At 60.4% G+C, this 24,510-nt stretch carries 21 protein-coding genes and 2 pseudogenes; 13 read left to right on the forward strand and 10 right to left on the reverse strand.

The features are described from left to right. Window position 1: 1 nt before the first annotated feature. From PI739_RS22320 to PI739_RS22340, 5 genes are read right to left on the reverse strand one after another with little or no spacing between them, the layout of a single operon-like run. The gene (locus PI739_RS22320; RefSeq protein WP_046720088.1) at window positions 2-1,033 is read right to left on the reverse strand and encodes an ABC transporter ATP-binding protein; all 1,032 of its coding nucleotides are present in this window, start codon (window positions 1,031-1,033) and stop codon (window positions 2-4) included. Beyond that, the gene (locus tag PI739_RS22325) at window positions 1,030-1,824 is read right to left on the reverse strand and encodes an ABC transporter permease (RefSeq protein WP_003432594.1); all 795 of its coding nucleotides are present in this window, start codon (window positions 1,822-1,824) and stop codon (window positions 1,030-1,032) included. Before PI739_RS22325 ends, PI739_RS22320 begins: the two co-directional genes overlap by 4 nt. Then, window positions 1,821-2,690: an ABC transporter permease gene (locus tag PI739_RS22330; RefSeq protein WP_054081714.1), complete on the reverse strand. Its 870-nt coding sequence runs from the start codon at window positions 2,688-2,690 to the stop codon at window positions 1,821-1,823. Before PI739_RS22330 ends, PI739_RS22325 begins: the two co-directional genes overlap by 4 nt. Then, a complete protein-coding gene (locus tag PI739_RS22335) occupies window positions 2,690-3,691 on the reverse strand; it encodes an ABC transporter substrate-binding protein (protein WP_054081715.1) in 1,002 nt (333 codons plus the stop codon). Before PI739_RS22335 ends, PI739_RS22330 begins: the two co-directional genes overlap by 1 nt. Next, entirely contained in the window at window positions 3,675-4,694 is a 1,020-nt protein-coding gene (locus PI739_RS22340) for a LacI family DNA-binding transcriptional regulator (RefSeq protein WP_003372438.1), read from the reverse strand. Before PI739_RS22340 ends, PI739_RS22335 begins: the two co-directional genes overlap by 17 nt. Window positions 4,695-4,888: 194 nt before the next feature. Here PI739_RS22340 and PI739_RS22345 point away from each other — a divergent pair, with 194 nt between their 5' ends. The 3 genes and pseudogenes from PI739_RS22345 to PI739_RS22355 all read left to right on the forward strand — a co-directional run. Further along, the gene (locus PI739_RS22345; RefSeq protein ID WP_003432591.1) at window positions 4,889-5,863 is read left to right on the forward strand and encodes a serine/threonine protein kinase; all 975 of its coding nucleotides are present in this window, start codon (window positions 4,889-4,891) and stop codon (window positions 5,861-5,863) included. 265 nt (window positions 5,864-6,128) lie between these two features. Continuing rightward, complete coding sequence (gene rarD, locus PI739_RS22350) at window positions 6,129-7,016, forward strand: EamA family transporter RarD (protein ID WP_024661745.1); 888 nt, start codon at window positions 6,129-6,131, stop codon at window positions 7,014-7,016. Window positions 7,017-7,280: 264 nt separating this feature from the next. Then, a pseudogene (locus PI739_RS22355) lies at window positions 7,281-7,478 on the forward strand (type II toxin-antitoxin system RelE/ParE family toxin); the annotation flags it as partial. A 52-nt stretch (window positions 7,479-7,530) separates the two neighbouring features. On the opposite strand, the gene PI739_RS22360 reads toward PI739_RS22355, so the two are convergent. After that, entirely contained in the window at window positions 7,531-8,049 is a 519-nt protein-coding gene (locus PI739_RS22360; protein ID WP_003432583.1) for a glycine cleavage system transcriptional repressor, read from the reverse strand. Between the two features lie 322 nt (window positions 8,050-8,371). Here PI739_RS22360 and PI739_RS22365 point away from each other — a divergent pair, with 322 nt between their 5' ends. After that, window positions 8,372-10,549, forward strand: a complete 2,178-nt coding sequence (locus PI739_RS22365) for a malate synthase G (RefSeq protein ID WP_096128355.1) — start codon at window positions 8,372-8,374, stop codon at window positions 10,547-10,549. Window positions 10,550-10,614: 65 nt separating this feature from the next. Here the strand turns inward: PI739_RS22365 and PI739_RS22370 are convergent, their stop codons facing one another. Beyond that, on the reverse strand, window positions 10,615-11,061 hold the full coding sequence (locus tag PI739_RS22370; RefSeq protein ID WP_003372457.1) for a response regulator: 447 nt from the start codon (window positions 11,059-11,061) through the stop codon (window positions 10,615-10,617). Between the two features lie 231 nt (window positions 11,062-11,292). On the opposite strand from PI739_RS22370, the gene PI739_RS22375 reads away from it, so the two are divergent. Further along, complete coding sequence (locus PI739_RS22375; protein ID WP_003432578.1) at window positions 11,293-13,227, forward strand: DUF294 nucleotidyltransferase-like domain-containing protein; 1,935 nt, start codon at window positions 11,293-11,295, stop codon at window positions 13,225-13,227. After that, window positions 13,224-13,937: a 3'-5' exonuclease gene (locus tag PI739_RS22380; protein ID WP_054081717.1), complete on the forward strand. Its 714-nt coding sequence runs from the start codon at window positions 13,224-13,226 to the stop codon at window positions 13,935-13,937. The genes PI739_RS22375 and PI739_RS22380 overlap by 4 nt, the downstream gene beginning before the upstream one ends. 25 nt (window positions 13,938-13,962) lie before the next feature. On the opposite strand, the gene PI739_RS22385 is transcribed toward PI739_RS22380, so the two are convergent. Then, window positions 13,963-14,265 carry a cell division protein ZapA gene (locus tag PI739_RS22385; RefSeq protein ID WP_003316170.1) on the reverse strand — a complete coding sequence of 101 codons (303 nt, stop codon included), beginning with the start codon at window positions 14,263-14,265 and terminating at the stop codon, window positions 13,963-13,965. Then, on the reverse strand, window positions 14,262-14,495 hold the full coding sequence (locus PI739_RS22390) for a hypothetical protein (protein WP_003316169.1): 234 nt from the start codon (window positions 14,493-14,495) through the stop codon (window positions 14,262-14,264). Before PI739_RS22390 ends, PI739_RS22385 begins: the two co-directional genes overlap by 4 nt. Window positions 14,496-14,931: 436 nt before the next feature. Here PI739_RS22390 and PI739_RS25015 point away from each other — a divergent pair. Together PI739_RS25015 and PI739_RS25020 are read left to right on the forward strand one after the other, a co-directional pair. Beyond that, a pseudogene (locus PI739_RS25015) lies at window positions 14,932-15,687 on the forward strand (MCP four helix bundle domain-containing protein); the annotation flags it as partial. Beyond that, window positions 15,679-16,542 (forward strand): methyl-accepting chemotaxis protein, encoded by an 864-nt coding sequence (locus PI739_RS25020; RefSeq protein ID WP_404944186.1) that lies wholly within the window; start codon window positions 15,679-15,681, stop codon window positions 16,540-16,542. The pseudogene PI739_RS25015 and the gene PI739_RS25020, both read left to right, overlap by 9 nt. 266 nt (window positions 16,543-16,808) lie before the next feature. Here the strand turns inward: PI739_RS25020 and gbdR are convergent, their stop codons facing one another. Beyond that, entirely contained in the window at window positions 16,809-17,912 is a 1,104-nt protein-coding gene (gene gbdR, locus PI739_RS22400; protein ID WP_003432573.1) for a choline metabolism transcriptional regulator GbdR, read from the reverse strand. A gap of 781 nt (window positions 17,913-18,693) precedes the next feature. Between gbdR and PI739_RS22405 the strand changes: the two genes are divergently transcribed. From PI739_RS22405 to PI739_RS22425, 5 genes are all read left to right on the forward strand, one after another. Beyond that, complete coding sequence (locus PI739_RS22405) at window positions 18,694-19,641, forward strand: choline ABC transporter substrate-binding protein (protein ID WP_003432571.1); 948 nt, start codon at window positions 18,694-18,696, stop codon at window positions 19,639-19,641. A 64-nt stretch (window positions 19,642-19,705) separates the two neighbouring features. Beyond that, the gene (choW, locus tag PI739_RS22410) at window positions 19,706-20,554 is read left to right on the forward strand and encodes a choline ABC transporter permease subunit (RefSeq protein ID WP_170846044.1); all 849 of its coding nucleotides are present in this window, start codon (window positions 19,706-19,708) and stop codon (window positions 20,552-20,554) included. Next, window positions 20,551-21,729 (forward strand): choline ABC transporter ATP-binding protein, encoded by a 1,179-nt coding sequence (gene choV / locus PI739_RS22415; protein WP_003420013.1) that lies wholly within the window; start codon window positions 20,551-20,553, stop codon window positions 21,727-21,729. The genes choW and choV overlap by 4 nt, the downstream gene beginning before the upstream one ends. 255 nt (window positions 21,730-21,984) lie before the next feature. After that, window positions 21,985-23,238 carry a serine hydroxymethyltransferase gene (gene glyA / locus PI739_RS22420; RefSeq protein ID WP_003432565.1) on the forward strand — a complete coding sequence of 418 codons (1,254 nt, stop codon included), beginning with the start codon at window positions 21,985-21,987 and terminating at the stop codon, window positions 23,236-23,238. A gap of 17 nt (window positions 23,239-23,255) precedes the next feature. After that, window positions 23,256-24,506: a sarcosine oxidase subunit beta family protein gene (locus tag PI739_RS22425; RefSeq protein ID WP_003411874.1), complete on the forward strand. Its 1,251-nt coding sequence runs from the start codon at window positions 23,256-23,258 to the stop codon at window positions 24,504-24,506. The last annotated feature ends 4 nt before the right edge of the window (window positions 24,507-24,510 follow it).

The raw sequence follows: 24,510 nt of genomic DNA on the forward strand, positions 1-24,510 counted from the left end.
TTCACGAATGCAGGGTAAACAGCACTTGCGGGTCGACGCTCAAGGCAATGACTGCGTTTGCGGCATAAATCACGTTGTCGGTGCTGTCTACCAGCAGCGGCTGCGGGCCACCGACATCGACCAGCAAGCGACTTTGCGCGCCCTGAAAAAACTGCCCGACCAGACGCCCATGAATATGGCCGTTTCCTGACATCAAACGCAGGTGCTCGGGGCGGCAGTAGACCGTGCCCGGTACGTCAGCACCGTGCCACGGTAGCTCGCCGCCGCTCACCTTGAGGCCTGACGGGGTGCGCTCGACCACGCTGAACGCATTCAGATTGCCGACAAACCCGGCGACGAACGCATTGGCAGGCTGTTGATAGATGTCCCTCGGCGTCGCCAATTGCGAGACGCAGCCTTTTTCCATGACCAGAATCCGGTCGCCCAGGGCCATCGCCTCGCCCTGATCGTGGGTGACGAACACCGAGGTGATGCCCAGCCCACGCAGCAACTGGTCCAGCTCACTGCGCAAGCGCTCGCGCAACTGCGCGTCCAGTGCCGCCAGCGGCTCGTCCAGCAACAGCACCCGGGGGCGCGGCGCCAGGGCCCGGGCCAGCGCGACCCGTTGGCGCTGCCCGCCAGACAGCTCGTTGACGCGGCGCTTGCCGTGGCCGGTCAAACCGACCAGTTCCAGCAACTCATCGCAACGCTTGTTGCGCTCGGCAGCCGACAGACCACGAATCTTCAGGCCGTAAACGATATTGCCGGCCACATCGAGGTTGGGAAACAACGCATAGTTCTGAAACACCATGCCCACGTCGCGCCGCTCGATGGGCAGACGTGTCACGTCCTGATCATCGAACAACACCTGCCCGACGTCCGGACGTTCAAGCCCTGCAATCAGCCGCAAGGTGGTGGTCTTGCCGCAACCGGACGGACCGAGAATCGCCAGCGTTTCGCCGGGCTCGATGGTCAGGTGCAGATCCTTTACAGCAACGGTGCCGTCGGCAAATGCCTTGCGGCAGCCTTTCAGGCGAATGGTGGTTCCGCTCATCGGCTCTCTCCACGGGCAAGACGCGCGCTGATGGCCTGCAACGCAATCAGCAGCGGCACAATCAGCAACAGAAAAAGAAGGGTGTAGGCACTGGCGACTTCCAGTCGGGCCGAGGCGTAACTGTCGGCCAGACCGACCGGCAGGGTCTTGGTCATCGGCGTGTGCAGCATCCAGGTCAGGTTGAATTCGCCCAGCGACAGGGTCACGACCATCAGCACACCGGCAAGAATCCCGGCCCGGCAATTAGGCACAACCACACTGAAGAAACGCTTGATCGGCCCGGCGCCCAGACTGGCGGCCGCCTCTTCGAGCACCGGCAGTTGCTGACGCTGCATCACCGCCATGACCGGGCGCACCAGGAACGGCAGGGTGAACAACACGTGGCCGACCAGAATGAACAACCAGCTGCTGCGAAAGCCGCCGAACTGGCCGTAGGTCAGCAGTAACGCGAGGGCGCTGGCCAGACCGGGCATGGCGACGGGCAAGACCATCAATTCCTCGAAGGCCCGGCTGAAGCGATTGTTCATGCGCACCAGCGCATACGCTGCCGGGACGCCCACCAGACACACGCAGATTGCGCACGCCACGGCCAGTTGCAACGACAGCCAGACGGTCGGTGAATAGGCCTGCCAGACCTGCACCAGCCAGTCGAAGGTCAGACCGCTCGACAGGCCCAGAAAATAGTTGCGCGTCAGGCCGGCCAGTAACGACAGCACCACCGGGACCAGCATGAACGCGCAGACCAACAGCGTGAACGCCAGTTGTACTGCAAACAACGGAGAACGTTTCACAAGGGAACTCCCGATTTACCGACCATGCGCCGGGCCAGCAACAACACTGCCCACGTCACCAGCCCGAGGATTACCGACAGCGCTGCGGCCACCGTGAAGTTGGCGTAATTGGTGAACACGTTGTAGATCGCTACCGGCGTGACGTTCAGACGCGTGCCCAGGGTAAAGGCCGTGCCGAATGCGCCCATCGACGTGGCGAAGCAGATCGCGCCGCAGGACACCAGCGCGGGTGCCAGCCCCGGAACGATCACATCGCACACCACGCGCCAATGACCCGCGCCCAGCGAATGCGCGGCTTCTTCAAGGCTGCGATCCAGACTTTCGCAGGCCGCCATGACCGTCAGAATCACTCGCGGAATCGAGAAATACAGATAGCCGATGAACAGTCCGGTCAGCGAATAGGCGAACACCCAGCGCTCGCCCGCCAGGTGCAACCCGAGCGCGGCGAAGATACCTTGGCGACCGGCCAGCAGAATCACCAGAAAGCCGACCACCACACCGGGAAACGCCAGCGGGAAGGTCAGCAAAGCCACCAGCGCAGAGCGTCCGAAGAAGTGGTTGCGGGCCAGAAACACACCGCTGATGCCGCCGACCAGTAACGCCGCGAGCGTCACCACCAGCGCCAGCAGGCAGGTTTGCGCCAGACTGCCCAGGTACTGAGGACTGCTCAGGACCTGCCAGTAACCGCTGCCATTGCCATCGAACCCTTGCGTGCCGAGCATGATCAGGTGGGTCAGCGGCAGCAGCCAGAATGCCAGCAATACGGCCATCGCCGGAGCCAGCGCCACCGCAGCGGTCGGGCGCAGCCGCAGCCTGAAAGATCCGCCCTTGCGCAGAGCCAGCGCTTGTTCCGGCGAGGCCGACATTACTTCACCTCACGCAGATAACGGGCGGCGAAGGCTTCCTGCACGGCGGCCATGTGCTGGTAATCCACCACACCGGCACGGGCGTAATCGCTGTCCGGCAAGAACTGCGCAGCAACATCGGCAGGCATCTTCGAGCGTACCGGGCGCAGATAGGCTTTGGCCCACAGCGCCTGACCTTCATCGGACAGCACGAAATCCAGCACCTTCTCGGCGTTGGCACGATGCGGCGCCTTGGCGACCATGCTCATCACATAGGGAACGCCGATGGTGCCTTCCTTGGGAATCACGAAGGCAACGTTGGCCTTGTCCTTGTAGCGAGCGCGATAGGCGTTGAAGTCATAGTCGACCAGAATCGGCAGCTCGCCGGACAGCACGCGTGCATAGGCGGTTTGCTTGGGCACGATGGGCGAGTTTTTCGCCAGTTTCTGGAAGTAGTCGATGGCCGGACCGAAATTTTCCAGCGTGCCGCCCATGGCCTGGTTGATCGCCACGGCGGACACGTAACCGACGAACGCGCTGGACGGGTCTAGGTAGCCGACCATGCCCTTGTACTCGGGCTTGAGCAGATCCGCCCAGCTTTGCGGCACCGGCAGACCGCCCAGTGCGTCCACGTTGACCATGATGCCGAGGGTCCCGGAGTGAATCGCGAACCAGTGCCCTTCAGGGTCTTTCAAGCCTGCCGGAATCTCGTCCCAGTGTTTGGGTTTGTAGGTATCGACCACGCCGGCCTTCTGCGCCTGCAGGCCAAAGGTCACGCCGTAATAGACCACGTCAGCGACCGGTGCGGCCTGCTCGGCAACGATCTGCGCCAGCGCCTGGCCGGAGTTCTTGTTGTCCAGCGGCACCTGGACACCGGTGCTGTCGGCAATCGCTTTGAGCTGCGTTCCCCAGTCGGCCCATTCGGGCGGGCAGTTGTAGCAGATGGCGGTTTCGGCGGCCTGGGCGAGGCTGGCCGCACCACATAACAGCAGTGCCGCGAGGGTTTTACTGAGGCTGAGCATGAAGCATCTCCTGGTAGGGCTGGGTGCTTTCGCCGGGCCGGATGTGGCACGGCAGACAATGAGAAACAGGTACTGCGCCAGCAATCCGTGCCAGTAATTGGTCGATGACAATGTGCGCCAGCTCGGCGATGGGCTGAACCACGCTGCACAAGGTCGGGTGCATCTGCGTGCCGAGGGCGATGCCGTCGAAGCCGATCACCGACAGGCGCTCGGGAACGCCCCAGCCGTTGCGACGTAATTCGGCAATCAGGCTGATGGCCAGCAAATCGTTGGAACAGACCAGCGCGCTGGGCGCGTCCGGGCCACGTAACAGGGGTTCCAGTGCAGCGAAATCGGCGCTTGTATGAGCAGGCATTTCAATCACTGGTCGCGCTTCAAGCCCACGCTCGGCCATGGCGTCGCGATAGCCTTCATAACGCAGTCGGGCGCGGTCGGACTGCATGGCCGGGCCTGCGACCATGGCGACTCGCTGATGGCCTGCATCGATCAGGTAACGAGTGGCCAGCGCCATGCCCGCCCGGTTATCCACAGACACCGCGCTGTAATCCGGGTTACCGGTCTGGTGATAGGCCAGCACGAACGGAGTGTCTTCATTGATCAGGCTTTGCAGTACCCGGTTGTGCTCGGCGTCGGTCACCGTCAGCACCAGCCCGTCGACCCGCTGACGCAACAACTCCTCAACCACGGCGCTTTCACGCTCTGCGGTGTAGTCGGTGGTTGCCAGCAGCAGGTTATAACCCCGCGCCCGCGCCGCCCGCTCCATGGCCTGAAACTGTTCGGCAAACACCGGGTTGAGCAGGTTGGGCACCACCACGCCAATCAGGTTGGTGGTTTGCAGACGCAACTGGCGGCCCAGCCGATTGGGGCGAAAACCCAAGGCGCGGGCCGCAGCGAATACCCGCTCGCGGGTTTCCGAGCGCACGACGTCGGGGCTTGCGAAGGCACGTGCCGCAGTAGCCCGGGAAACCCCGGCCAGATGCGCTACCTCTTTCAGATCAGTCATTGCCGCTCACTTGAGATCGATCTCATTGACGGCGACTCTAGGCGTCGAACATGGCTATCTCGCTAACGACTCATGACTTTTTGATGACAAAAGAGCCCGAAGGCAGATTAAACGGATGGGGTTTGGCGAAGCGGGACCGGTCTGCGTTACCATCAGCGGTCCGACGCGGCAACCTGCTGCGCGCAGGAGTAGTCATGGCTCACCCGTTTGCAACACTTACTCCCGATCTGGTCCTGGATGCTGTCGAAAGCATCGGTTTTCTCAGCGATGCCCGCATCCTGGCGCTCAACAGTTACGAAAACCGCGTCTATCAGGTCGGTATCGAAGACGGCCAACCGCTGATCGCCAAGTTCTATCGCCCACAGCGCTGGACTACCGAAGCCATCCTTGAAGAGCACAGCTTCACCGCTGAACTGGTCGAGGTCGAAGTGCCCGTGGTCGCGCCCATGGTGCACAACGGCGCAACCCTGTTCGAGCACGCCGGTTTCCGTTTCACGCTGTTCCCGCGTCGCGGTGGACGAGCACCTGAGCCAGGCAATCTCGATCAGTTGTATCGCCTGGGCCAGTTACTGGGGCGTCTGCATGCCGTCGGCTCGACCAAACCGTTCGCGCACCGTGAAGCCCTGGGCGTGAAGAACTTCGGCCATGATTCGGTCAACTATCTGCTGCAAAACGACTGCATCCCGCGCAGCCTGCTGCCGGCTTACGAGTCAGTGGCTCGTGACCTGCTCAAGCGTGTCGAAGACGTTTACGCGGCCACACCGCACACCAACATCCGCATGCATGGCGACTGCCACCCCGGCAACATGATGTGCCGAGACGAGATGTTCCACATCGTCGATCTGGACGATTGCCGCCTCGGCCCTGCCGTCCAGGATATCTGGATGATGCTGGCCGGCGACCGCCAGGAACGTCTGGGTCAGCTGTCGGAGCTGATGGACGGCTACAACGAATTTCATGATTTCGATCCACGCGAACTGGCCCTGATCGAACCGCTGCGTGCCTTGCGCCTGATGCACTACAGCGCCTGGCTGGCCCGGCGCTGGGATGACCCGGCGTTTCCGCACAGCTTTCCGTGGTTCGGCACGGAGCGCTACTGGGGCGACCATATCCTGGCCCTGCGCGAGCAGATGGCCGCACTGAATGAAGAACCGCTGAAACTGTTTTGACCTGATGAGCCCCAGGTTATCGTGCGGCGCAAACCTGTGACGCGGAGCGTCACCCAAGGCATTCCCACGCTGGAGCGTGAGGAACGATAATCTCAACTATCGTGCGGCGCGCTGCGTCCGATCCTGAGCAAGCGGCGCGGCACAGATGTCGTGAATCGGTCGAACCTGTGTATAACATTGAGCGCTCCAGCGTCAGTACAATCAAAACCATCAACCGCATCACCCCACAATAAAACCGGAATTTTCTGCATTTAAGGGACGCTCCATGCAAGCTGCCAATCCACGCCGTGGATACATTCTGGGCCTGAGTGCTTACATCATCTGGGGCCTGTTCCCCATCTACTTCAAAGCCATTGCCGCGGTTCCGGCCATCGAGATCATCATCCATCGCGCGCTCTGGTCGGCGCTCTTCGGCTCGATTGTGCTGATGTTCTGGAAGCATCCCGGCTGGTGGCGCGACCTGCGCGACAATCCGCAACGGCTGGCCGTGCTGGCGCTGAGCGGCACGCTGATCGCCAGCAACTGGATCATCTACGTCTGGGCAGTGAACAACGGGCGCATGCTGGAGGCCAGCCTCGGGTATTACATCAACCCGCTGGTCAACGTGCTGCTCGGCATGTTGCTGCTGGGCGAGCGCCTCAGACGCCTGCAAATGCTGGCAGTCGCTTTCGCCGCGATGGGTGTCGCACAGCAGGTCTGGCACGTCGGCAGCCTGCCGTGGGTGTCGCTGGCGCTGCCACTGACCTTCGCGTTCTATGGGCTGATCCGTAAACAAGCCCCGGTCGCTGCCCTGCCCGGCCTGGTGGTCGAAACCTGGATGCTCGTGCCGCTGGCACTGATCTGGCTGACGCTCAACCCGACGGCCGTGAGCGCCCAGCCGGAATTCTGGACCACCACGCAAGCCATCTGGCTGGCCGCCGCAGGCCCGGTGACGCTGGTACCGCTGGTGTGCTTCAACGCCGCCGCCCGCCATTTGCCGTTCACCACCCTGGGCTTCCTGCAATACATCGCGCCCACACTGGTCCTGCTACTGGCTGTGCTGCTGTATGGCGAACACCTGACCACCAGCACCATCATCACCTTCGCTTTCATCTGGACGGGGCTGGCGATCTACAGTGTGGATATCTGGCTGAAATCCCGCGGCCGTCACTGATCAAAAAACAGACAACATCTTGCAGGCCACGCAAAACGTGGCCTGCAAAGGGTTCTCCAAGGGTTATCCACAGGCAGACTCACCTTATCTGTGCACAAGCCCTTGAAACTGCTGGATTTTTGATCAATCGCCGCCAAGCCACGGCCGACGTGGCGCGCAACGCGATTCCCCCAGGTTATCCACAGGCAGGTGCACGGTTAACTTGGATAACCGAGACAGCTTTCCGAACATTGAATTGTGCACATTTTTTGGCACACACCAATTATGAGTAATCCTCCCCCTATTTTGATCGTTAAGTTTTTCCGAACCGAAACAGGCATTGAGCCTGTACGTGAATGGTTGATTGATCTGCCACGTGATGATCGTAAGGCCGTCGGCACTGATATCAGGACCGTTCAGTTCGGATGGCCAATAGGTATGCCTGTGGTCCGTAAAATGGAGCCAGACCTTGGGGGAGTCAGACGGGTACCGGAGCGAGAAGCAGTCCACAGCTGAATAAAAACAGTGATCGGACTTACTCCTTGGCCCCCAGCACCAACTCCACCATCAAATCATCCGCCAGAGTCTCGAGCGCCGTCTGCAGGTCATCCAGTGAAAGGTCCTGAGGGACGCCCAACACCGCGTCGGCGTGGAACAGCAGTTCGCTGCTCATGGGCGCGGGTGACACGTTGGTAATCAGGTGTTCGACGTTGACGCCCTGCCCGGCCAGCAAACGGGTGATGTCGCGTACGATGCCGGGGCGGTCGTTGCCGACCAGTTCCATGCTGATCATTCGAGTCGTATCGGTGGTCTCGACCACGCTCTCGGCCAGCAACATGCGGATGCCATGGGCTGACAAACCATTCAGGGCCTTGATCAGGTCATCATAGTTTTCTGCCTCGACGCCTACCTTGAGGATCCCGGCAAATTGTCCGGCCATGCGCGACATGCGACTTTCCAGCCAGTTGCCGCCATGCTCGGCGATGCAGCGTGCGATGCGTTCGACCTGACCCGGTTTGTCGGGAGCAACCAGCGTTACGACGAGATGATCCACGGTCAATTCCTCTTTCTGCACAGATGATTTGGAGACAGCGTCGGTCTTACGAGTATATGCATGCCCGAAGGGCAGCTCGCTCGCGGTAAATCGTGTACCGTTTGCCACGCTTTATGGAACAATCCTGAGCGTTTCTGGGAACACGGTGAATATCACCGTGACCCAATATGAATATCCAGTCGTTTAGTGACATATTCAGCGACGTTTTCACGCGATGACGGCTCATGTAGTGTCCCGAACTGCGCACTACATGACACCAAAATCAATAACAGAGCGCTCCCCGAGTGTGCTCGACCCTGCTGAGCAGAGTGAGGCAAGTGCAATGACTGAGTACGTTCAAGTCGGTGACCTGCAAGTCGCCAGAGTCCTGTTCGACTTCGTGCAGAACGAAGCCACCCCCGGAACCGGCGTCGACGCCACTGCGTTCTGGGCCGGTGCGGACCAACTGATCCACGACCTTGCGCCAAAGAACAAGGCACTGCTCGCCAAACGTGATGAGTTACAGGCGAAAATCGACGCCTGGCACCAGTCGCATGCCGGGCAGGCTCACGACGCCTCGGCCTACAAAGCCTTCCTTCAGGAGATCGGTTACCTGCTGCCAGAAGCAGCGGACTTCCAGATCACCACGCAAAACGTCGATGAAGAAATAGCCACCATGGCCGGCCCGCAGCTGGTCGTGCCGGTGATGAACGCCCGGTTTGCGCTGAATGCGTCGAACGCCCGCTGGGGTTCGCTGTATGACGCGCTCTATGGCACCGACGCCATCAGCGAAGAAGGCGGCGCGGAAAAGGGTAAAGGCTACAACAAGGTGCGTGGCGACAAGGTGATCGCGTTCGCTCGTGCCTTTCTTGATCAGGCTGCGCCTCTGGCAGCAGGTTCACATGCAGACTCGACGGCTTACAAACTGATCGACGGCAAGCTGGTCGTCAGTCTCAAGGGTGGCAGCAATACCGGCCTGCACGATGACGCCCAACTGGTCGGTTTTCAAGGCGATGCCCAGGCACCGTTTGCCTTGCTGCTCAAGCACAACGGCCTGCACTTCGAATTGCAGATCGACGCCGCCAGCCCGGTCGGGCAGACCGATCCGGCAGGCGTGAAAGACATTCTCATGGAAGCGGCGCTGACCACCATCATGGACTGCGAAGACTCCATCGCCGCTGTCGATGCCGACGACAAAGTGGTTGTCTACCGCAACTGGCTGGGCCTGATGAAGGGTGATCTGGCCGAATCGGTGTCCAAGGGCGGTGAAACCTTTACCCGCACCATGAACCCGGACCGCGTCTACACCACGCCAGAGGGCGGCGAAGTCACGCTGCATGGTCGCTCGCTGTTATTCATTCGCAACGTGGGTCACCTGATGACCATCGATGCGATACTCGACAAGCATGGCAACGAAGTGCCGGAAGGCATTCTCGATGGCCTGCTGACCAGCCTTGCAGCCATCCATAACCTCAACGGCAACACCTCACGCAGCAACAGCCGCAGCGGCTCGATGTACATCGTCAAACCGAAGATGCACGGCCCGGAGGAAGCTGCATTCACCAACGAACTGTTCGGGCGCATCGAGCAGGTACTGGGCTTGCCGCGTAACACCTTGAAGGTCGGGATCATGGACGAGGAGCGCCGTACCACGGTCAACCTCAAGGCCTGCATTGAGGCCGCCAGTGAGCGCGTGGTGTTCATCAACACCGGCTTCCTCGACCGCACCGGTGACGAAATCCATACCTCCATGGAAGCAGGCCCGGTGGTGCGCAAGGCGCAGATGAAAGCCGAGAAGTGGATCGCTGCCTACGAGAACTCCAACGTCGACATTGGCCTGAAATGCGGCCTGCAAGGTCGCGCACAGATCGGCAAAGGCATGTGGGCCATGCCGGACCTGATGGCCGCCATGCTGGAGCAGAAAATCGCTCATCCACTGGCGGGAGCGAACACCGCCTGGGTTCCCTCACCTACGGCAGCCGCGCTGCACGCCCTGCACTATCACAAGGTCGACGTGTTCGCCCGTCAGGCCGAACTGGCGCAGCGCGAGCAAGCCTCGGTGGATGACATTCTGACCATTCCGCTGGCGCCGAATACTGACTGGACGCCGGAAGAAATCCAGAACGAACTGGACAACAATGCGCAGGGCATTCTTGGCTATGTCGTGCGCTGGATCGATCAGGGAGTGGGGTGTTCGAAAGTGCCGGACATCAACGACATCGGCCTGATGGAAGACCGCGCCACGCTGCGCATCTCCAGCCAGCACATGGCCAACTGGCTGCGTCACGGCGTTGTCAGCGAAGCTCAGGTCCTGGAAAGCCTCAAGCGCATGGCACCGGTGGTGGATCGCCAGAACGCCAACGACCCGCTGTATCGCCCTCTGGCACCCGACTTCGACAACAACATCGCCTTCCAGGCGGCGGTCGAGCTGGTCATCGAAGGCACCCGGCAGCCCAACGGCTACACCGAGCCGGTATTGCACCGTCGCCGCAGGGAGTTCAAGGCCATCAACGGCCTGTAACTCGCCGCCCGGGCAATTGCAGGTTCTGGTCCTTGCCGGGCCAGAACCTGCAAGGGCTCACTGCCTCAACTTATCCCCAATTCCCGCTTGACCAGCTTCACCAATTGCTTGGTATTGAGCGGTTTGAGAAGGAAGTCCACCACGTTCAGGTGCATGGCATCGATGGCATCGCGCACGTTGGCGTCGCCGGACACGATGATGATCGGCAGCTCGGCCCGATCCGACTCACGAACCTTGCGAATCAGATCCAGCCCGTCAAAAGGAGCCATCCGCAAGTCGGTGATCAGCAGTCCGATAGACTGACGCGTGTGGATCATCTGCAGCGCAGTATCGCCACCGGGCGCAGTCATGCAACTGATGTCATTGAGGCTTAGAATTTCGGCCAGCAGCTCTCGCGCGTCGCTGTCGTCATCGACGATCAGGACCCGTTGCGGGGCGTCGCGGGCGGGCGTGAGCATGACCTCATGGAGGGCATCGCGCTCATCGTCGCTCAGAATATCGTGGTCAATCATTGCAGTCTCATCATTCCCTGAACTAATCCGACAGCAGATACGGGTCAATCTGCGATGCATTTCGTCGGCATCCCGGCCGGTCTCCGCTCGCAATCCGTTGCGCTCGTCAAATCAGTTATGTCGCAACCAGCACGACTGTGTCACTGGGTTCAAGGTAAGACTTACGTCCAATGGGCACCTGGCTGCAAGCGGCCGACCATGAGCACCAATAACAAGAACGCGGAACAGGCCATGAGCAAGGCAGATGCTTTCACCCAGGCAGGCAAGACAGCCGTGCTGCAGAACATACACGGCACCATGCAGTTTCTGCAAAAATTCCCGCCGTTCAATCAGATGGAAAACGCTCACCTGGCCTATCTGGTCGAGCAGTGCCAGCTGCGCTTCTACGCTGCCGGTGAAAGCATCATCAAGCCTGGCGACGGACCGGTGGAGCACTTTTACATCGTCAAACAGGGGCGGATCGTCGGCGAGCGTCCGCATTCTGCCAAAGGCGGTACGGAAACGACATTTGAAATAACCACGGGTGAGTGTTTTCCGCTCGCCGCCCTGCTCGGCGAGCGTGCCACCCGCACCGAGCATCTGGCTGCCGAGGACACCTTCTGCCTGCAATTGAACAAGCAAGCGTTCATCAAGCTGTTCGCGCTCTCCACAACCTTTCGCGACTTTGCCCTGCGCGGGGTCAGCAGCCTGCTGGATCAAGTCAATCAGCAGGTCCAGCAGCGCGCCGTCGAAACCCTCGGCACGCAATACTCTCTGAACACCCGGCTGGGTGAACTTGCCATGCGCCATCCGGTGATGTGCAGCCCGGAAACGCCCATGCGCGACGCCGTGAAGCTGATGCATGAGCAGCAGGTAGGCAGCATCGTGATTGTCGACGAGCGGCAGGCGCCGCTGGGTATCTTTACCCTGCGCGACCTGCGTGAGGCGGTTGCCGATGTGAATGCCGACTTCAGCGCGCCGGTCAGGCACACCATGAGTCTGTCACCGTTCCACCTGAGCCCGGACGCCAGTGCGTTCGACGCCGCCATCGCCATGACCGGACGCCATATCGCCCACGTGTGCCTGGTCCGGGACGGGCGGTTGTGCGGCGTGGTGTCGGAGCGGGATCTGTTTTCCCTGCAACGGGTCGACCTGGTGCACCTGGCGCGGACCATTCGCAACGCGCCACGCATCGAAGCGCTCACCGGCTTGCGCGGCGATATCGTCCAGCTGGTCGATCGCATGCTTGCCCACGGCGCGTCTTCGACGCAGATAACCCAGATCATCACCCTGCTCAACGATCACACCGTATGCCGGGTGATCGAGCTGACACTTGCAGAGAGAGGCGACCCTGGCATTGCGTTCAGCTGGCTGTGTTTTGGCAGCGAAGGCCGTCGCGAGCAGACGCTGCATACCGATCAGGACAACGCCATTTTGTTCGAAGCGCGCGATGCCGCAGAGGCAGAGCAGATTCGCAAAGTACTGCTGCCAATTGCCGAACGCATCAACCAGAGCCTGGCGCAATGTGGATTTACCCTGTGCAAGGGCAACATCATGGCCGGCAATCCCGACCTGTGTCTGTCGCAACTTGAATGGTCACAGCGTTTCTCGACATTTATTCGCGAGGCGACGCCGGAGAACCTGCTGGCCTCGAGTATCTATTTCGATCTGCGCGTGGTCTGGGGTGATGAAAGCGGCGGCGAGCAACTGCGCCGCGGCATTCTTGATCAGGTCGCAGACAACCGGCTGTTCCAGCGCATGATGGCCGAGAATGCGCTGCGCCAGCGTCCGCCGGTGGGTCGTTTCAAGGATTTCGTGCTGGCGCGCAAAGGCAGTGAAAAGGACACCCTGGACCTCAAGGTCGAAGGCCTGACGCCCTTCGTCGACGGGGCGCGCCTGCTGGCACTGGCCAACGGTATCGGCGTGAGCAACACGCAGGAACGCCTGCGCCAACTGGTCGAGCGCGAAGTCATCGACCCGCTCGACGGTGCTGCGTATGAGGAGGCCTATCACTTCATTCAGCAGACCCGCATGCAGCAACATCAGCTGCAGAGTCGCCAGAATCTGGCTTATTCCAACCGCATCGACCCCGACACACTCAACCATCTGGACCGGCGCATTCTGCGCGAATCGTTTCGCCAGGCGCAGCGATTGCAAACCAGCCTGACCCTGCGTTATCAACTATGAATCTGTTCGAATGGCTCAAGCCACGGCCGAAAAAAACGCCTTTGCATGCACATCAACTGGAGCGCCTCGAACGACTGCCGGTGTGCGCGAACCTCAGCGGCACACCGCTGCGTGAACAGCGCTGGGTCGTGCTGGATCTGGAAACCAGCGGCCTGAACATGAACCGTGATCAGGTGCTGTCCATTGGTGCGGTGGTGATTGAAGACGGCGCCATCGATCTGGGCCAGCAGTTCGAGCGCACGCTGTTGCGCGTCGACCACAAGATCAGCCCCGCCGTTCTGATTCATGGGCTGGCGCCCAGTGCGATTGCCGCAGGCAGTGAGCCGGTCGAGGCTTTGCTGGACTTCATGGAGTTCGTCGGTGACAGCCCGATCCTCGGCTTTCACGCGCCATTCGATCAGCACATGCTGTCGCGTGCCTTGAAAGAAAGCCTGGGCTATCGCTTGCAGCATCCGTTTTTCGACGCTGCCGAAATAGCTCCGATGCTCTGCGAGCACGCCAACCTGCGTCATGCCGGGCTGGATGACTGGACCCGTTTCTTTGGTCTGCACGCCGAAGAGCGTCACCACGCCAGCGCCGATGCGCTGGTCACCGCAGAACTGGCGCTGATCCTGTTCAGCCATGCCCGTCGCCAGCAGATCGACAGCCCCTTGCGGCTGGAGGAAGCACTCGGGCAATGGCGCAGACGCAGACAGTCGCATTCTTTCTGACTGCGACTGCGTCAGCGCCACACATTCAGTTCGGGGCGATGGTCTTGGCGATCACATCCACCGTCGCTTCGACCTGCTCCCGGTAGCGCTTGAGCTCGACCTTGTGCAATTGCTCAAGCTCGATCTGCTGCGAACAAAGGTTCAGCGCAGCAAGGACCAGCAGACGGTCACCGATCAACGTCGGGTATTTGCGCTTGGTGTCGGCCAGCGACGCATTAAGCATCGCGGCGGCCTTCATGAGGGTCAGGTCTTCGCCAGCCGGCGCCTTGACCGAGTACTCATTGCCCAGAATAGTGAGGACGGTTACACCGCTGCCATCGACGTTCATGCGCCGACAGCACTTGCGCTGGTCGCGCGATCAACCAGTGCCTGGATGCGCGCGGCAGTGCTGCCATGCTTCTCTTCCTGCTCCATCAGACTCAGTTGCAAGTTCTCGTTCTCGTCCTTGGCTTTTGCCAGCTCGGCACCGAGCTGTGCATTTGTTTCCTGAAGGGCCTGGTTCTGCTGCACCAGGTCGCCGACAAGTTGTTCCAATTGGCTAAGGGAGGCTTCCAACATTTTGATTTCTCGAGCAAATTTCAACGGGCGCGTACGATAAAGAAAAGTCGCTGTGCATACCAGCGCTCAGGCTTCGATACCGCTCTGTCATGACATCGACATGTCGATAACGTAGACGCGTAGGGGGCTTGTGACTGCGTATTCGGTATCCGGTTCCTGCTGTTCGTCAGACTGCCTGAAACTGCGACAAATGCGCGCAGCCAATGGGCAGACTGCCATCGCAGAAAAAGCCCTCGCCCCGTCTTTTCAAGGGGTTGCGCCCGATCCGCGAGAGAAATGAAGAATTCGTCACGATTAAGTCACAGGCGATACGTGCCTATTAACTCAAGACTTCAGTCGCACGTCCGATAGGCACCCCACTCACGGCTTTATCCCCGTCTCTAAATCGCATGGAACGCGTAAATGACCCTGGAAGCTTTCTGTGTCCCTGCGAAATATGAACATCGCGCCCCGAGCGTTTCTTGGATTTGCCATGATCGGCACCCTGATGCTGATTCTGGGCGTCTTTGCACTGTCACAGATGAGCAAGATCCGCGGCGCCACCGAGGTGCTGGCCGACAGCAACGTGCCCAGCATCAAGAGCCTCGATCGCTTCGCTGAAGTCAGTATTCGTCTGCGGGTATTGTCCTACCGATTGCTGGTCAATCGCGATCCGGAAACCCAGCAGAAAACCATCGAACTGATGGCGATGCGCAACAAGCAGATCAGTGACGCTCAGACCGTTTACGAAAAGCTGATCAGCGCGCCCGAAGAGCGCAACCTCTATAGCCAGTACGTGCAGTTGCTGGGGCAGTATCGCCAGCTTGAGGATCGTCTGAAGACGCTGAGCCGTGCGAACAACATCGACCAATTGCAGGAGTTGCTCAACAACGAAATGGTCAGCAACTCCGACCAGATGAACGTTGTGCTGCGCAAACTGGTGGAGATCAATACGGCACAGTTGAATGAGGTCAAGGAACAGGCCTCCAGCGAGTACGACTCGGCATTCAATATGGTGATCGGACTGCTGATCGCCGCCACCCTGCTGACCCTCGTGTTTGCCTGGATGCTGATCAAGAGCATTACCACACCGATTGCCACCGCACTGCTTGCAGCAGAGACCATCGCGCAAGGCAATCTGACCCGGCCGATCAGTATCGATGGCACCGATGAAGCCGGTCGTCTGCTGCTGGCCATGAAAACCATGCAGGACAAGCTGCGCGATACCTTGCAGGGTATTTCCGGCTCGGCCACGCAACTGGCCTCGGCAGCCGAAGAGCTGAATGCTGTCACTGACGAAAGCGCACGCGGGCTGGTGCAGCAAAATGATGAAATAGAACAGGCAGCCACTGCGGTCAACCAGATGACCAGTGCCGTGGAAGAAGTTGCACGCAACGCCACCAGCACCTCGCAGGCCTCGCGCAGCGCGGCCACCTCTGCGGGCGATGGCCGCGACCTGGTTCAGGAAACCGTCAGCGCCATCGAACGCATGAGTGGCGACGTGCAAGGCACTGCCGAGCTGATCATCAGCCTGGCCAATGAATCGCGCGATATCGGCAAGGTGCTCGACGTGATTCGCGGCCTGGCCGACCAGACCAACCTGCTGGCATTGAACGCCGCCATCGAAGCCGCGCGCGCCGGTGAAGCAGGACGTGGCTTTGCCGTCGTCGCCGACGAAGTCCGTGCCCTGGCCCATCGCACCCAGCAATCGACCAGCGAAATCGAACGCATGATCAGCAGCATTCAGACCGGCACGGAACAGGCCGTCAGCTCGATGCGCAACAGCACCGAACGCGCCGAATCGACCCTGAACATCGCCAAGGGCGCGGGCCAGGCATTGAACACCATCAACAGCGCCGTGGAGGAAATCAACGAACGCAACATGGTCATCGCCAGCGCCGCCGAAGAACAGGCACAGGTCGCCCGCGAAGTGGACCGCAACCTGGTCAACATCCGCGATCTCTCGGCACAATCCACCAACGGCGCCAACCAGACCAGCGCAGCCAGCACCGAGCTGTCACGCCTGGCAATCGACCTCAACGGCATGGTGGCGCGCTTCGCGCTTTGATTGCAGGCAGGTACCTGACTCTCGTGCCAATGCTCCGTGTTGGCGTGCCTTTCTGGACGCTCGCGTCCTCTTGCGACGCAGAGCGTCGAGAACTGCATTCCCACGCTGGAGCGTGAGGAACGATGCTCTCGACTATCGTGCGACGCAGAGCGTCGGGAACCGCATTCCCACGCTGGAACGTGAGGAACGATGCTCTCGACTATCGTGCGGCGCTCTGCGTCGCATGCCTTTCTGGACGCTCTGCGTCCTCTTGCGAAGCAGGGCGGTTAAAGCCTCACACTCGCAAACGTCGACTCATTACGCGCCTGACTCAAGGCCGACATCGGCCCGGACAACGGGGCGAGCACCAAGGCCTGCGGGATTGGCATCATGGCAACCTGCTGTGCGGTGTTGGACCCTACGCGCTCGTCACGCGGCGGGATGCCGAAGTATTCGCGGTAGCATTTGGAGAAGTGCGGCGTCGACACGAAGCCGCACACCGACGCCACTTCGATGATCGACATCGGGGTCTGCTTGAGCAGTTGTCGGGCGCGAATCAGGCGCAGTTTCAGGTAGTAGCGCGAAGGCGAACAATGCAGGTATTTCTGGAACAACCGCTCCAGCTGCCTGCGTGAAACGGCGACATACACAGCCAGTTCGTCAAGATCGATCGGCTCCTCGAGATTGGCTTCCATCAGCGCCACGATTTCCTGCAGCTTCGGCTGATTGGTACCGAGCATGTGCTTGAGCGGCACGCGCTGATGGTCCTGTTCGTTGCGAATGCGCTCGTAGACGAACATCTCGGAAATGGCTGCCGACAACTCGCGCCCATGATCACGACTGATCAGGTGCAGCATCATGTCCAGTGGTGCGGTGCCACCCGAGCTGGTGAAACGGTTGCGGTCCAGCGTGAACAGCCGGGTGCTCATCGACACCCGTGGAAAGGCTTCCTGCATCGAAGCCAGACATTCCCAATGCACGCTGCACTCGAAACCATCCAGCAGGCCCGCGCACGCCAGCGCCCAACTGCCGGTGCACACCGCGCCCAGACGACGCGACTGACGTGCCTGGCTCTGTAGCCAACTGACGTGTTCACGCGTGACGGAGCGTTGAATACCGACACCGCCGCAGACGATAACCGTGTCGAGCAAAGGAGCCTTGTGCATTGCCGCATCCGGCGTGATCTGCAGACCATCGCTGGCCCAGACCTGTCCGCCGTCGACACTCAGCGTGGTCCAGCGATACAGCTCGCGGCCCGACAACTGATTGGCCATGCGAAGGGGTTCTACCGCCGATGCGAGGGAGATCAGGGTGAAGTTATCCAGCAGCAGAAAGCCGATGGACTGTGGCGCGCGGTTCTGGGGTTGAGTCCCTTGATTGAACGATGTCATCACACTATCTCCTCTCATATGGCAATGGTTGGCCCCAGAACAGGCTCTTCTTGTAGCCCTCGTCATTGCAGGGCCTGGTGATGACATCGCAAATCCCATGCCGGAAATTGATCGCTCATTCAAGAACACCTGAAAACGACGTCGCGAAGCGTCTAACCGGCTGCGACCCACGTACCTGTCAGCGACGCCAAGGCCGCCGCAGGCGCAGTTCGATGAGCAGTTCGGTAGCACTTGGCGGAAACGACCAAGGGGCCTTCGCACGCCAAGTGCTACTCAAGGCACATCCCGATAAAACCCTGCCGAGGGCAGGCGTTCGCGCTAAAAAGTGGCGGCCTGCAGGGCGCGTGATCGAAAAGCGCGCAGCCGCCCAAAATGGCATGCGACCGGGCATGACCACTGCCGGATCTGACCCGATAATGAACTTGTCGGCGTTACCCCCCTCCAAAAGACCGCGTTCGCGCAGGCACCGACCTGCCAACCGACCGCTGCCGAACTGCGCAGCGACTGTGTAACGTACTGGCCGTTTTTTCGCAGTTCCGACACTGCAACCGGGCGTGCGTACGATGCAACGAATCTGTAAGCGACCTTGCGCGCACTGGATACGACGCCTCCTGCACTGGATACGACGCCCCCTGTAGGCGTTTGATTTTCCCTGTTACATGATCGGTTCCGACTCGATCGCCCGGCGCAGTGATGGAGCTTCGCGAAAAGCCTCGCCAACCCATAAGCCGCGTCAGCGTTCACCTGCTGATGACCAGAAGAAACTCACAGGAGTCCACCCATGAAAGGTTCCAAATCGTTGCTGTTGGCCGCCACGCTCTGTATGCCGGTGCTCGCTCAGGCAGCCGAGCCAGAGGCCTGTCATACGGTCAACTTCTCCGACGTAGGCTGGACTGACATTACCGTCACTACTGCGGTAACCAGCGCCGTACTCGAGTCACTGGGTTACAAGACCAAGACCACCATGATTTCCGTACCGGTGACCTACAAGTCGCTGGCTGACGGGAAGAACATGGACGTGTTCCTCGGCAACTGGATGCCGACCATGGAAAACGACATCAAGCCCTATCGCGAAGCAGGGACCGTCGAAACCGTGCGTGCCAATCTGGAGAACGCCAAGTACACCCTGGCTGTCCCGGAAGCGCTCTATAACAAAGGCCTGCATGACTTCGCCGACATCGCCAAATTCAAGAAGGAACTGGGCGGCAAGATCTACGGGATCGAGCCTGGCAACGACGGCAATCGCCTGATCCAGAGCATGATCGACAAGAACGCCTTCGGCCTGAAAGATGCAGGCTTCAAGGTTGTTGAATCCAGCGAAGCCGCAATGCTTTCGCAGGTCGACCGCGCCGTGAAACGCAAGAACGATGTGGTGTTCCTCGGCTGGGAACCGCACCCGATGAACACTCGCTTCAAGATGAAATATCTGACTGGCGGTGATGACTTCTTCGGCCCCAACTATGGCCAGGCGACCATCTACACCAACACCCGCAAAGGCTACAGTCAGGAGTGCAGCAACGTAGGTCAGCTGCTCAAGAATCTGTCCTTCACGCTGGACATGGAAAGCAGCCTGATGGGCAATGTGCTGGACGACAAAATGAAGCCTGATGCCGCCGCCAAGGCGTGGATCAAGAAAAACCCGCAAGTACTCGACACCTGGCTCGCAGGCGTGACCACCGTCGATGGCAAGCCAGGCCTGGAGGCAGCCAAAGCCAAGTTGACCCAGTAAGCCGACAGCAGGCGGGGCTGACCCGCCTGCTGCCCTCTTCACCTTCCGCAAGCGGACACCCGAAATCATGCTGACTGACCATAAAATCCCTCTGGGCGAGTACATCGCCGCATTTGTCGATTGGTTGACGGCCAACGGCGCCGATTACTTCGACGCGATAGCCTCGACACTGGAAATGATGATCCACGGGTTCACTTTCGCGCTGACCTGGTTCAATCCATTCGTACTGATCGGCCTTATCGCCGCCCTCGCGCACTTCATCCAGCGCAAGTGGGGCCTGACGGTTTTCGTCATCCTTTCGTTTCTGCTGATCCTCAACCTGCATTACTGGCAGGAGACCATGGAAACCCTGGCACAGGTGCTCTTCGCCACACTGGTGTGTGTCGTCATCGGCGTGCCGCTGGGCATCATTGCCGCGCACAAGCCGCTGTTCTACACCATCATCCGGCCGTTGCTCGACCTGATGCAGACCGTGCCCACCTTCGTCTATCTGATTCCGACACTCACGCTGTTCGGTCTGGGCGTGGTACCCGGTCTGATCTCGACAGTGGTTTTCGCCATTGCCGCGCCGATTCGCCTGACTTACCTGGGTATCCGTGATGTGCCTCAGGAGTTGCTGGATGCCGGCAAGGCCTTCGGCTCGTCACGCCGCCAGTTGCTGACACGCATTGAACTGCCCTACGCGATGCCCAGCATTGCAGCCGGGATTACCCAATGCATCATGCTGTCATTGTCGATGGTGGTCATCGCGGCCCTGGTCGGCGCCGACGGCCTGGGCAAGCCAGTGGTCAACGCGCTGAACACGGCCGACATCGCGCTCGGTTTCGAAGCCGGTCTGGCAATCGTATTGCTGGCCATCATGCTCGACCGCATCTGCAAACAACCCGAAGCCAAGGTAGGGTCCGACGCATGAGTATCATCAAATTCGACAAGGTAGACGTCATCTTCTCCAAGGACCCGCGTGAAGCCCTCAAGCTGCTCGACGAAGGCCTCACGCGTGACCAGATCCTCAAGAAAACCGGACAGATCGTCGGCGTCGAGAACGCCAGCCTGGATATCGAGAAGGGCGAAATCTGCGTGCTGATGGGCCTGTCGGGCTCCGGCAAATCCAGCCTGTTGCGCTGTATCAACGGTCTCAATACCGTCAGCCGTGGCTCGCTGTTCGTCGAGCATGAAGGCTCACAGATCAACATCGCCAACTGCAGCGCGGCCGAACTGAAAATGATGCGCACCAAGCGCATTGCCATGGTCTTCCAGAAATTCGCCCTGATGCCCTGGCTCACGGTGCGCGAAAACATCAGCTTTGGCCTCGAAATGCAGGGTCGCCCCGAAAAGGAACGGCGCAAGCTGGTGGATGAAAAACTCGAGCTGGTGGGCCTGACCCAGTGGCGCAACAAGAAGCCCGACGAGCTGTCTGGCGGCATGCAGCAGCGAGTGGGCCTGGCGCGGGCCTTGGCGATGGATGCCGACATCCTGCTGATGGACGAGCCGTTCTCGGCGCTCGACCCGCTGATCCGCCAGGGGTTGCAGGACGAACTGCTCGCCCTGCAAACCAAGCTGAGCAAAACCATTGTGTTCGTCAGCCACGATCTGGATGAAGCACTGAAGCTCGGCAGCCGGATCGCCATCATGAAAGACGGCCGCATCGTGCAATACAGCGTGCCAGAGCAGATCGTGCTCAATCCGGCAGACGAATACGTGCGCACCTTCGTTGCACATACCAACCCATTGAACGTGCTGTGCGGTCGCAGTCTGATGCGCACCGTCGACGAGTGCACCCACGTCAACGGTTCGGTGTGCCTGGACCCGAGCGGCGACTCATGGCTCGATCTGGCCGAAGGCAACGTGATCAAAGGCGCGCGGCAAGGTGCCACGGCCCTCGATCTGCAGAACTGGACCCCCGGTCAGGACGTCGCCACCCTGGATCGACGCCCTACGCTTGTGCATTCCAACATTGGCATGCGCGACGCGCTGCAGATCCGCTACCAGACCGGCAACAAGCTGGTCCTGCAGGACGGCAATAAAGTGGTCGGCATTCTGGGTGATACCGAGCTGTATCACGCATTGCTGGGCAAAAACCACGGCTGACAAGGCCTGAAACCGACAAGCCCGCTCGACCGCGCTGGACTCATCCAGCCGGGAGCGGGCTTTTTTCGTCTGCAGCGTTGTCACGGGTAACTCCCTTCCGCTATTTCTGCTCCCTCCGCCGCCATGTCGTAAACGCACCTTTGTGTGGCGTCCATAGGCATTTGGCGTCTTCGGTCCGGCCCTACCATCGCTCTCAGAGGGCTCTGTCAGCCCGAACGACAAGTCAGGCGCCGCGCCGCCGCTGGGAGATCCGCGATGTTCAGCAAGCAAGACCAGATTCAGGGTTATGACGATGCACTGCTGTCGGCGATGAACGCCGAGGAGCAGCGTCAGGAAGACCATATCGAGCTGATCGCCTCGGAGAACTACACCAGCAAACGCGTGATGCAGGCGCAGGGCAGCGGCCTGACCAACAAGTACGCAGAGGGCTATCCCGGCAAGCGTTACTACGGCGGTTGCGAGCACGTCGACAAGGTCGAGCAACTGGCCATCGAACGCGCCAAACAACTGTTTGGTGCCGACTACGCCAACGTTCAGCCGCACTCCGGCAGTCAGGCCAACGCAGCGGTCTATCTGGCGCTGCTCCAGGCCGGCGATACCGTGTTGGGCATGAGCCTGGCGCACGGCGGTCACCTGACCCACGGCGCCAAGGTCAGCTTCTCGGGCAAACTCTATAACGCCGTGCAGTACGGCATCGACACCGCGACCGGGCTGATCGATTACGACGAAGTCGAGCGTATTGCCGTCGAATGCCAGCCGAAAATGATCATTGCCGGCTTTTCGGCCTACTCCAAGACCCTGGACTTCCCGCGCTTCCGCGCAATCGCCGACAAGGTGGGCGCCTACCTGTTCGTCGACATGGCGCACGTTGCCGGTCTGGTTGCCGCCGGTCTTTATCCGAATCCGTTGCCCTACGCAGACGTGGTCACCACCACGACCCACAAGACCCTGCGCGGCCCACGCGGCGGCCTGATCCTGGCCAGGGCCAACGAGGAGCTGGAAAAGAAATTCAATTCCGCCGTCTTCCCCGGTGGCCAGGGCGGCCCGCTGATGCACGTCATTGCCGCCAAGGCGGTATGTTTCAAGGAAGCCATGGAGCCCGCCTTCAAGGCGTATCAACAGCAGGTCATCGACAACGCACAAGCGATGGCGCAGGTGTTCATCGATCGGGGCTTCGATGTGGTCTCCGGCGGCACCGACAACCATCTGTTTCTGGTCAGCCTGATCCGTCAAGGCCTGACCGGCAAGGACGCAGATGCGGCGCTGGGGCGTGCGCACATTACCGTCAACAAGAACTCGGTGCCCAACGACCCGCAGTCGCCGTTCGTGACGTCCGGCCTGCGCATCGGTACACCGGCCGTGACCACACGCGGCTTCAAGGTGACCCAGTGCATCGAGCTGGCAGGCTGGATCTGCGACATCCTCGACAACCTCGGTGATGCCGATGTCGAGGCTGACGTCGCCAGCCAGGTCGCCGCCCTGTGCGCCGATTTTCCGGTTTATCGCTGAGTCAGGAGTAGCCTCACATGCAGCATTACTCAGGCTTCGGCCTTCTCAAGCATTCCCTCAGCCACCATGAAAACTGGCAGCGCATGTGGCGCACGCCGACCCCGAAAAAGGTCTACGACGTGGTCATTGTCGGCGGCGGCGGGCACGGTCTGGCGACGGCCTACTATCTGGCCAAGGAGCACGGCATCACCAACGTGGCCGTGGTCGAGAAAGGCTGGCTGGGCGGCGGCAACACGGCTCGCAACACGACCATCGTGCGCTCCAATTACCTGTGGGACGAGTCTGCCCACCTGTATGAACATGCGATGAAATTGTGGGAAGGCCTGTCCCAGGACCTGAACTACAACGTCATGTTCTCCCAGCGCGGCGTCTACAACCTGTGCCACACCCTGCAGGACATGCGCGACTCCGAGCGCCGCGTCAGCGCCAACCGGCTTAACGGCGTGGACGGCGAATTACTCAACGGCCAGCAGGTCGCCGAGGAAATCCCGTACCTGGACTGCTCGAAAAACACCCGCTATCCGATCATTGGCGCAACGGTTCAGCGCCGTGGTGGCGTCGCCCGTCACGATGCGGTGGCCTGGGGCTTCGCCCGTGCGGCCGACGCGCTGGGCGTTGACCTGATTCAGCAGACCGAAGTCATCGGCTTTCGCAAGGAAAACGGCGTGTGCATTGGCGTCGAAACCAACAAGGGTTTCATCGGTGCCAAACGCGTCGGCGTGGTAACCGCCGGTAACTCCGGGCACATGGCCAAACTGGCAGGCTTTCGTCTGCCGATCGAGTCACACCCTTTGCAGGCACTGGTCTCCGAGCCGATCAAGCCGATTATCGACAGCGTCATCATGTCCAACGCCGTGCACGGCTACATCAGTCAGTCCGACAAGGGCGACCTGGTGATCGGTGCCGGTATCGACAGCTGGGTTGGCTACGGCCAGCGTGGCTCATACCCGGTGATCGAACACACTATTCAGGCCATCGTCGAGATGTTTCCGGTGCTGTCGCGTGTGCGCATGAACCGCCAGTGGGGCGGCATCGTTGACACCACACCGGACGCCTGCCCGATCATTTCCAAAACGCCGGTTCCGAACATGTTCTTCAACTGCGGCTGGGGCACAGGCGGCTTCAAGGCCACGCCGGGCTCGGGCAACGTGTTTGCCGCCAGTCTGGCCAAAGGCGAGATGCACCCGCTGGCCAAACCGTTCTCCATCGACCGTTTCCACAACGGCGCGCTCATCGACGAACACGGCGCTGCAGCCGTAGCCCACTAACAGG

The sequence above is a fragment of the Pseudomonas cerasi genome, from assembly GCF_027983475.1.
Lineage (GTDB): Bacteria > Pseudomonadota > Gammaproteobacteria > Pseudomonadales > Pseudomonadaceae > Aquipseudomonas > Aquipseudomonas cerasi.

Excerpts from the sequence above, each read along its gene's own strand:
- PI739_RS22335 (WP_054081715.1), bottom strand. The coding sequence starts at position 3,691 with ATGCTCAGCCTCAGTAAAACCCTCGCGGCACTGCTGTTATGTGGTGCG.
- PI739_RS22330 (WP_054081714.1), bottom strand. The coding sequence starts at position 2,690 with ATGTCGGCCTCGCCGGAACAAGCGCTGGCTCTGCGCAAGGGCGGATCT.
- PI739_RS22380 (WP_054081717.1), top strand. The coding sequence starts at position 13,224 with ATGAATCTGTTCGAATGGCTCAAGCCACGGCCGAAAAAAACGCCTTTG.
- PI739_RS22370 (WP_003372457.1), bottom strand. The coding sequence starts at position 11,061 with ATGATTGACCACGATATTCTGAGCGACGATGAGCGCGATGCCCTCCAT.
- PI739_RS25020 (WP_404944186.1), top strand. The coding sequence starts at position 15,679 with ATGCAGGACAAGCTGCGCGATACCTTGCAGGGTATTTCCGGCTCGGCC.
- PI739_RS22375 (WP_003432578.1), top strand. The coding sequence starts at position 11,293 with ATGAGCAAGGCAGATGCTTTCACCCAGGCAGGCAAGACAGCCGTGCTG.
- PI739_RS22405 (WP_003432571.1), top strand. The coding sequence starts at position 18,694 with ATGAAAGGTTCCAAATCGTTGCTGTTGGCCGCCACGCTCTGTATGCCG.
- glyA (WP_003432565.1), top strand. The coding sequence starts at position 21,985 with ATGTTCAGCAAGCAAGACCAGATTCAGGGTTATGACGATGCACTGCTG.
- PI739_RS22390 (WP_003316169.1), bottom strand. The coding sequence starts at position 14,495 with ATGTTGGAAGCCTCCCTTAGCCAATTGGAACAACTTGTCGGCGACCTG.
- rarD (WP_024661745.1), top strand. The coding sequence starts at position 6,129 with ATGCAAGCTGCCAATCCACGCCGTGGATACATTCTGGGCCTGAGTGCT.
- gbdR (WP_003432573.1), bottom strand. The coding sequence starts at position 17,912 with ATGACATCGTTCAATCAAGGGACTCAACCCCAGAACCGCGCGCCACAG.
- PI739_RS22385 (WP_003316170.1), bottom strand. The coding sequence starts at position 14,265 with ATGAACGTCGATGGCAGCGGTGTAACCGTCCTCACTATTCTGGGCAAT.
- choV (WP_003420013.1), top strand. The coding sequence starts at position 20,551 with ATGAGTATCATCAAATTCGACAAGGTAGACGTCATCTTCTCCAAGGAC.
- PI739_RS22320 (WP_046720088.1), bottom strand. The coding sequence starts at position 1,033 with ATGAGCGGAACCACCATTCGCCTGAAAGGCTGCCGCAAGGCATTTGCC.
- PI739_RS22345 (WP_003432591.1), top strand. The coding sequence starts at position 4,889 with ATGGCTCACCCGTTTGCAACACTTACTCCCGATCTGGTCCTGGATGCT.
- PI739_RS22425 (WP_003411874.1), top strand. The coding sequence starts at position 23,256 with ATGCAGCATTACTCAGGCTTCGGCCTTCTCAAGCATTCCCTCAGCCAC.
- PI739_RS22365 (WP_096128355.1), top strand. The coding sequence starts at position 8,372 with ATGACTGAGTACGTTCAAGTCGGTGACCTGCAAGTCGCCAGAGTCCTG.
- PI739_RS22340 (WP_003372438.1), bottom strand. The coding sequence starts at position 4,694 with ATGACTGATCTGAAAGAGGTAGCGCATCTGGCCGGGGTTTCCCGGGCT.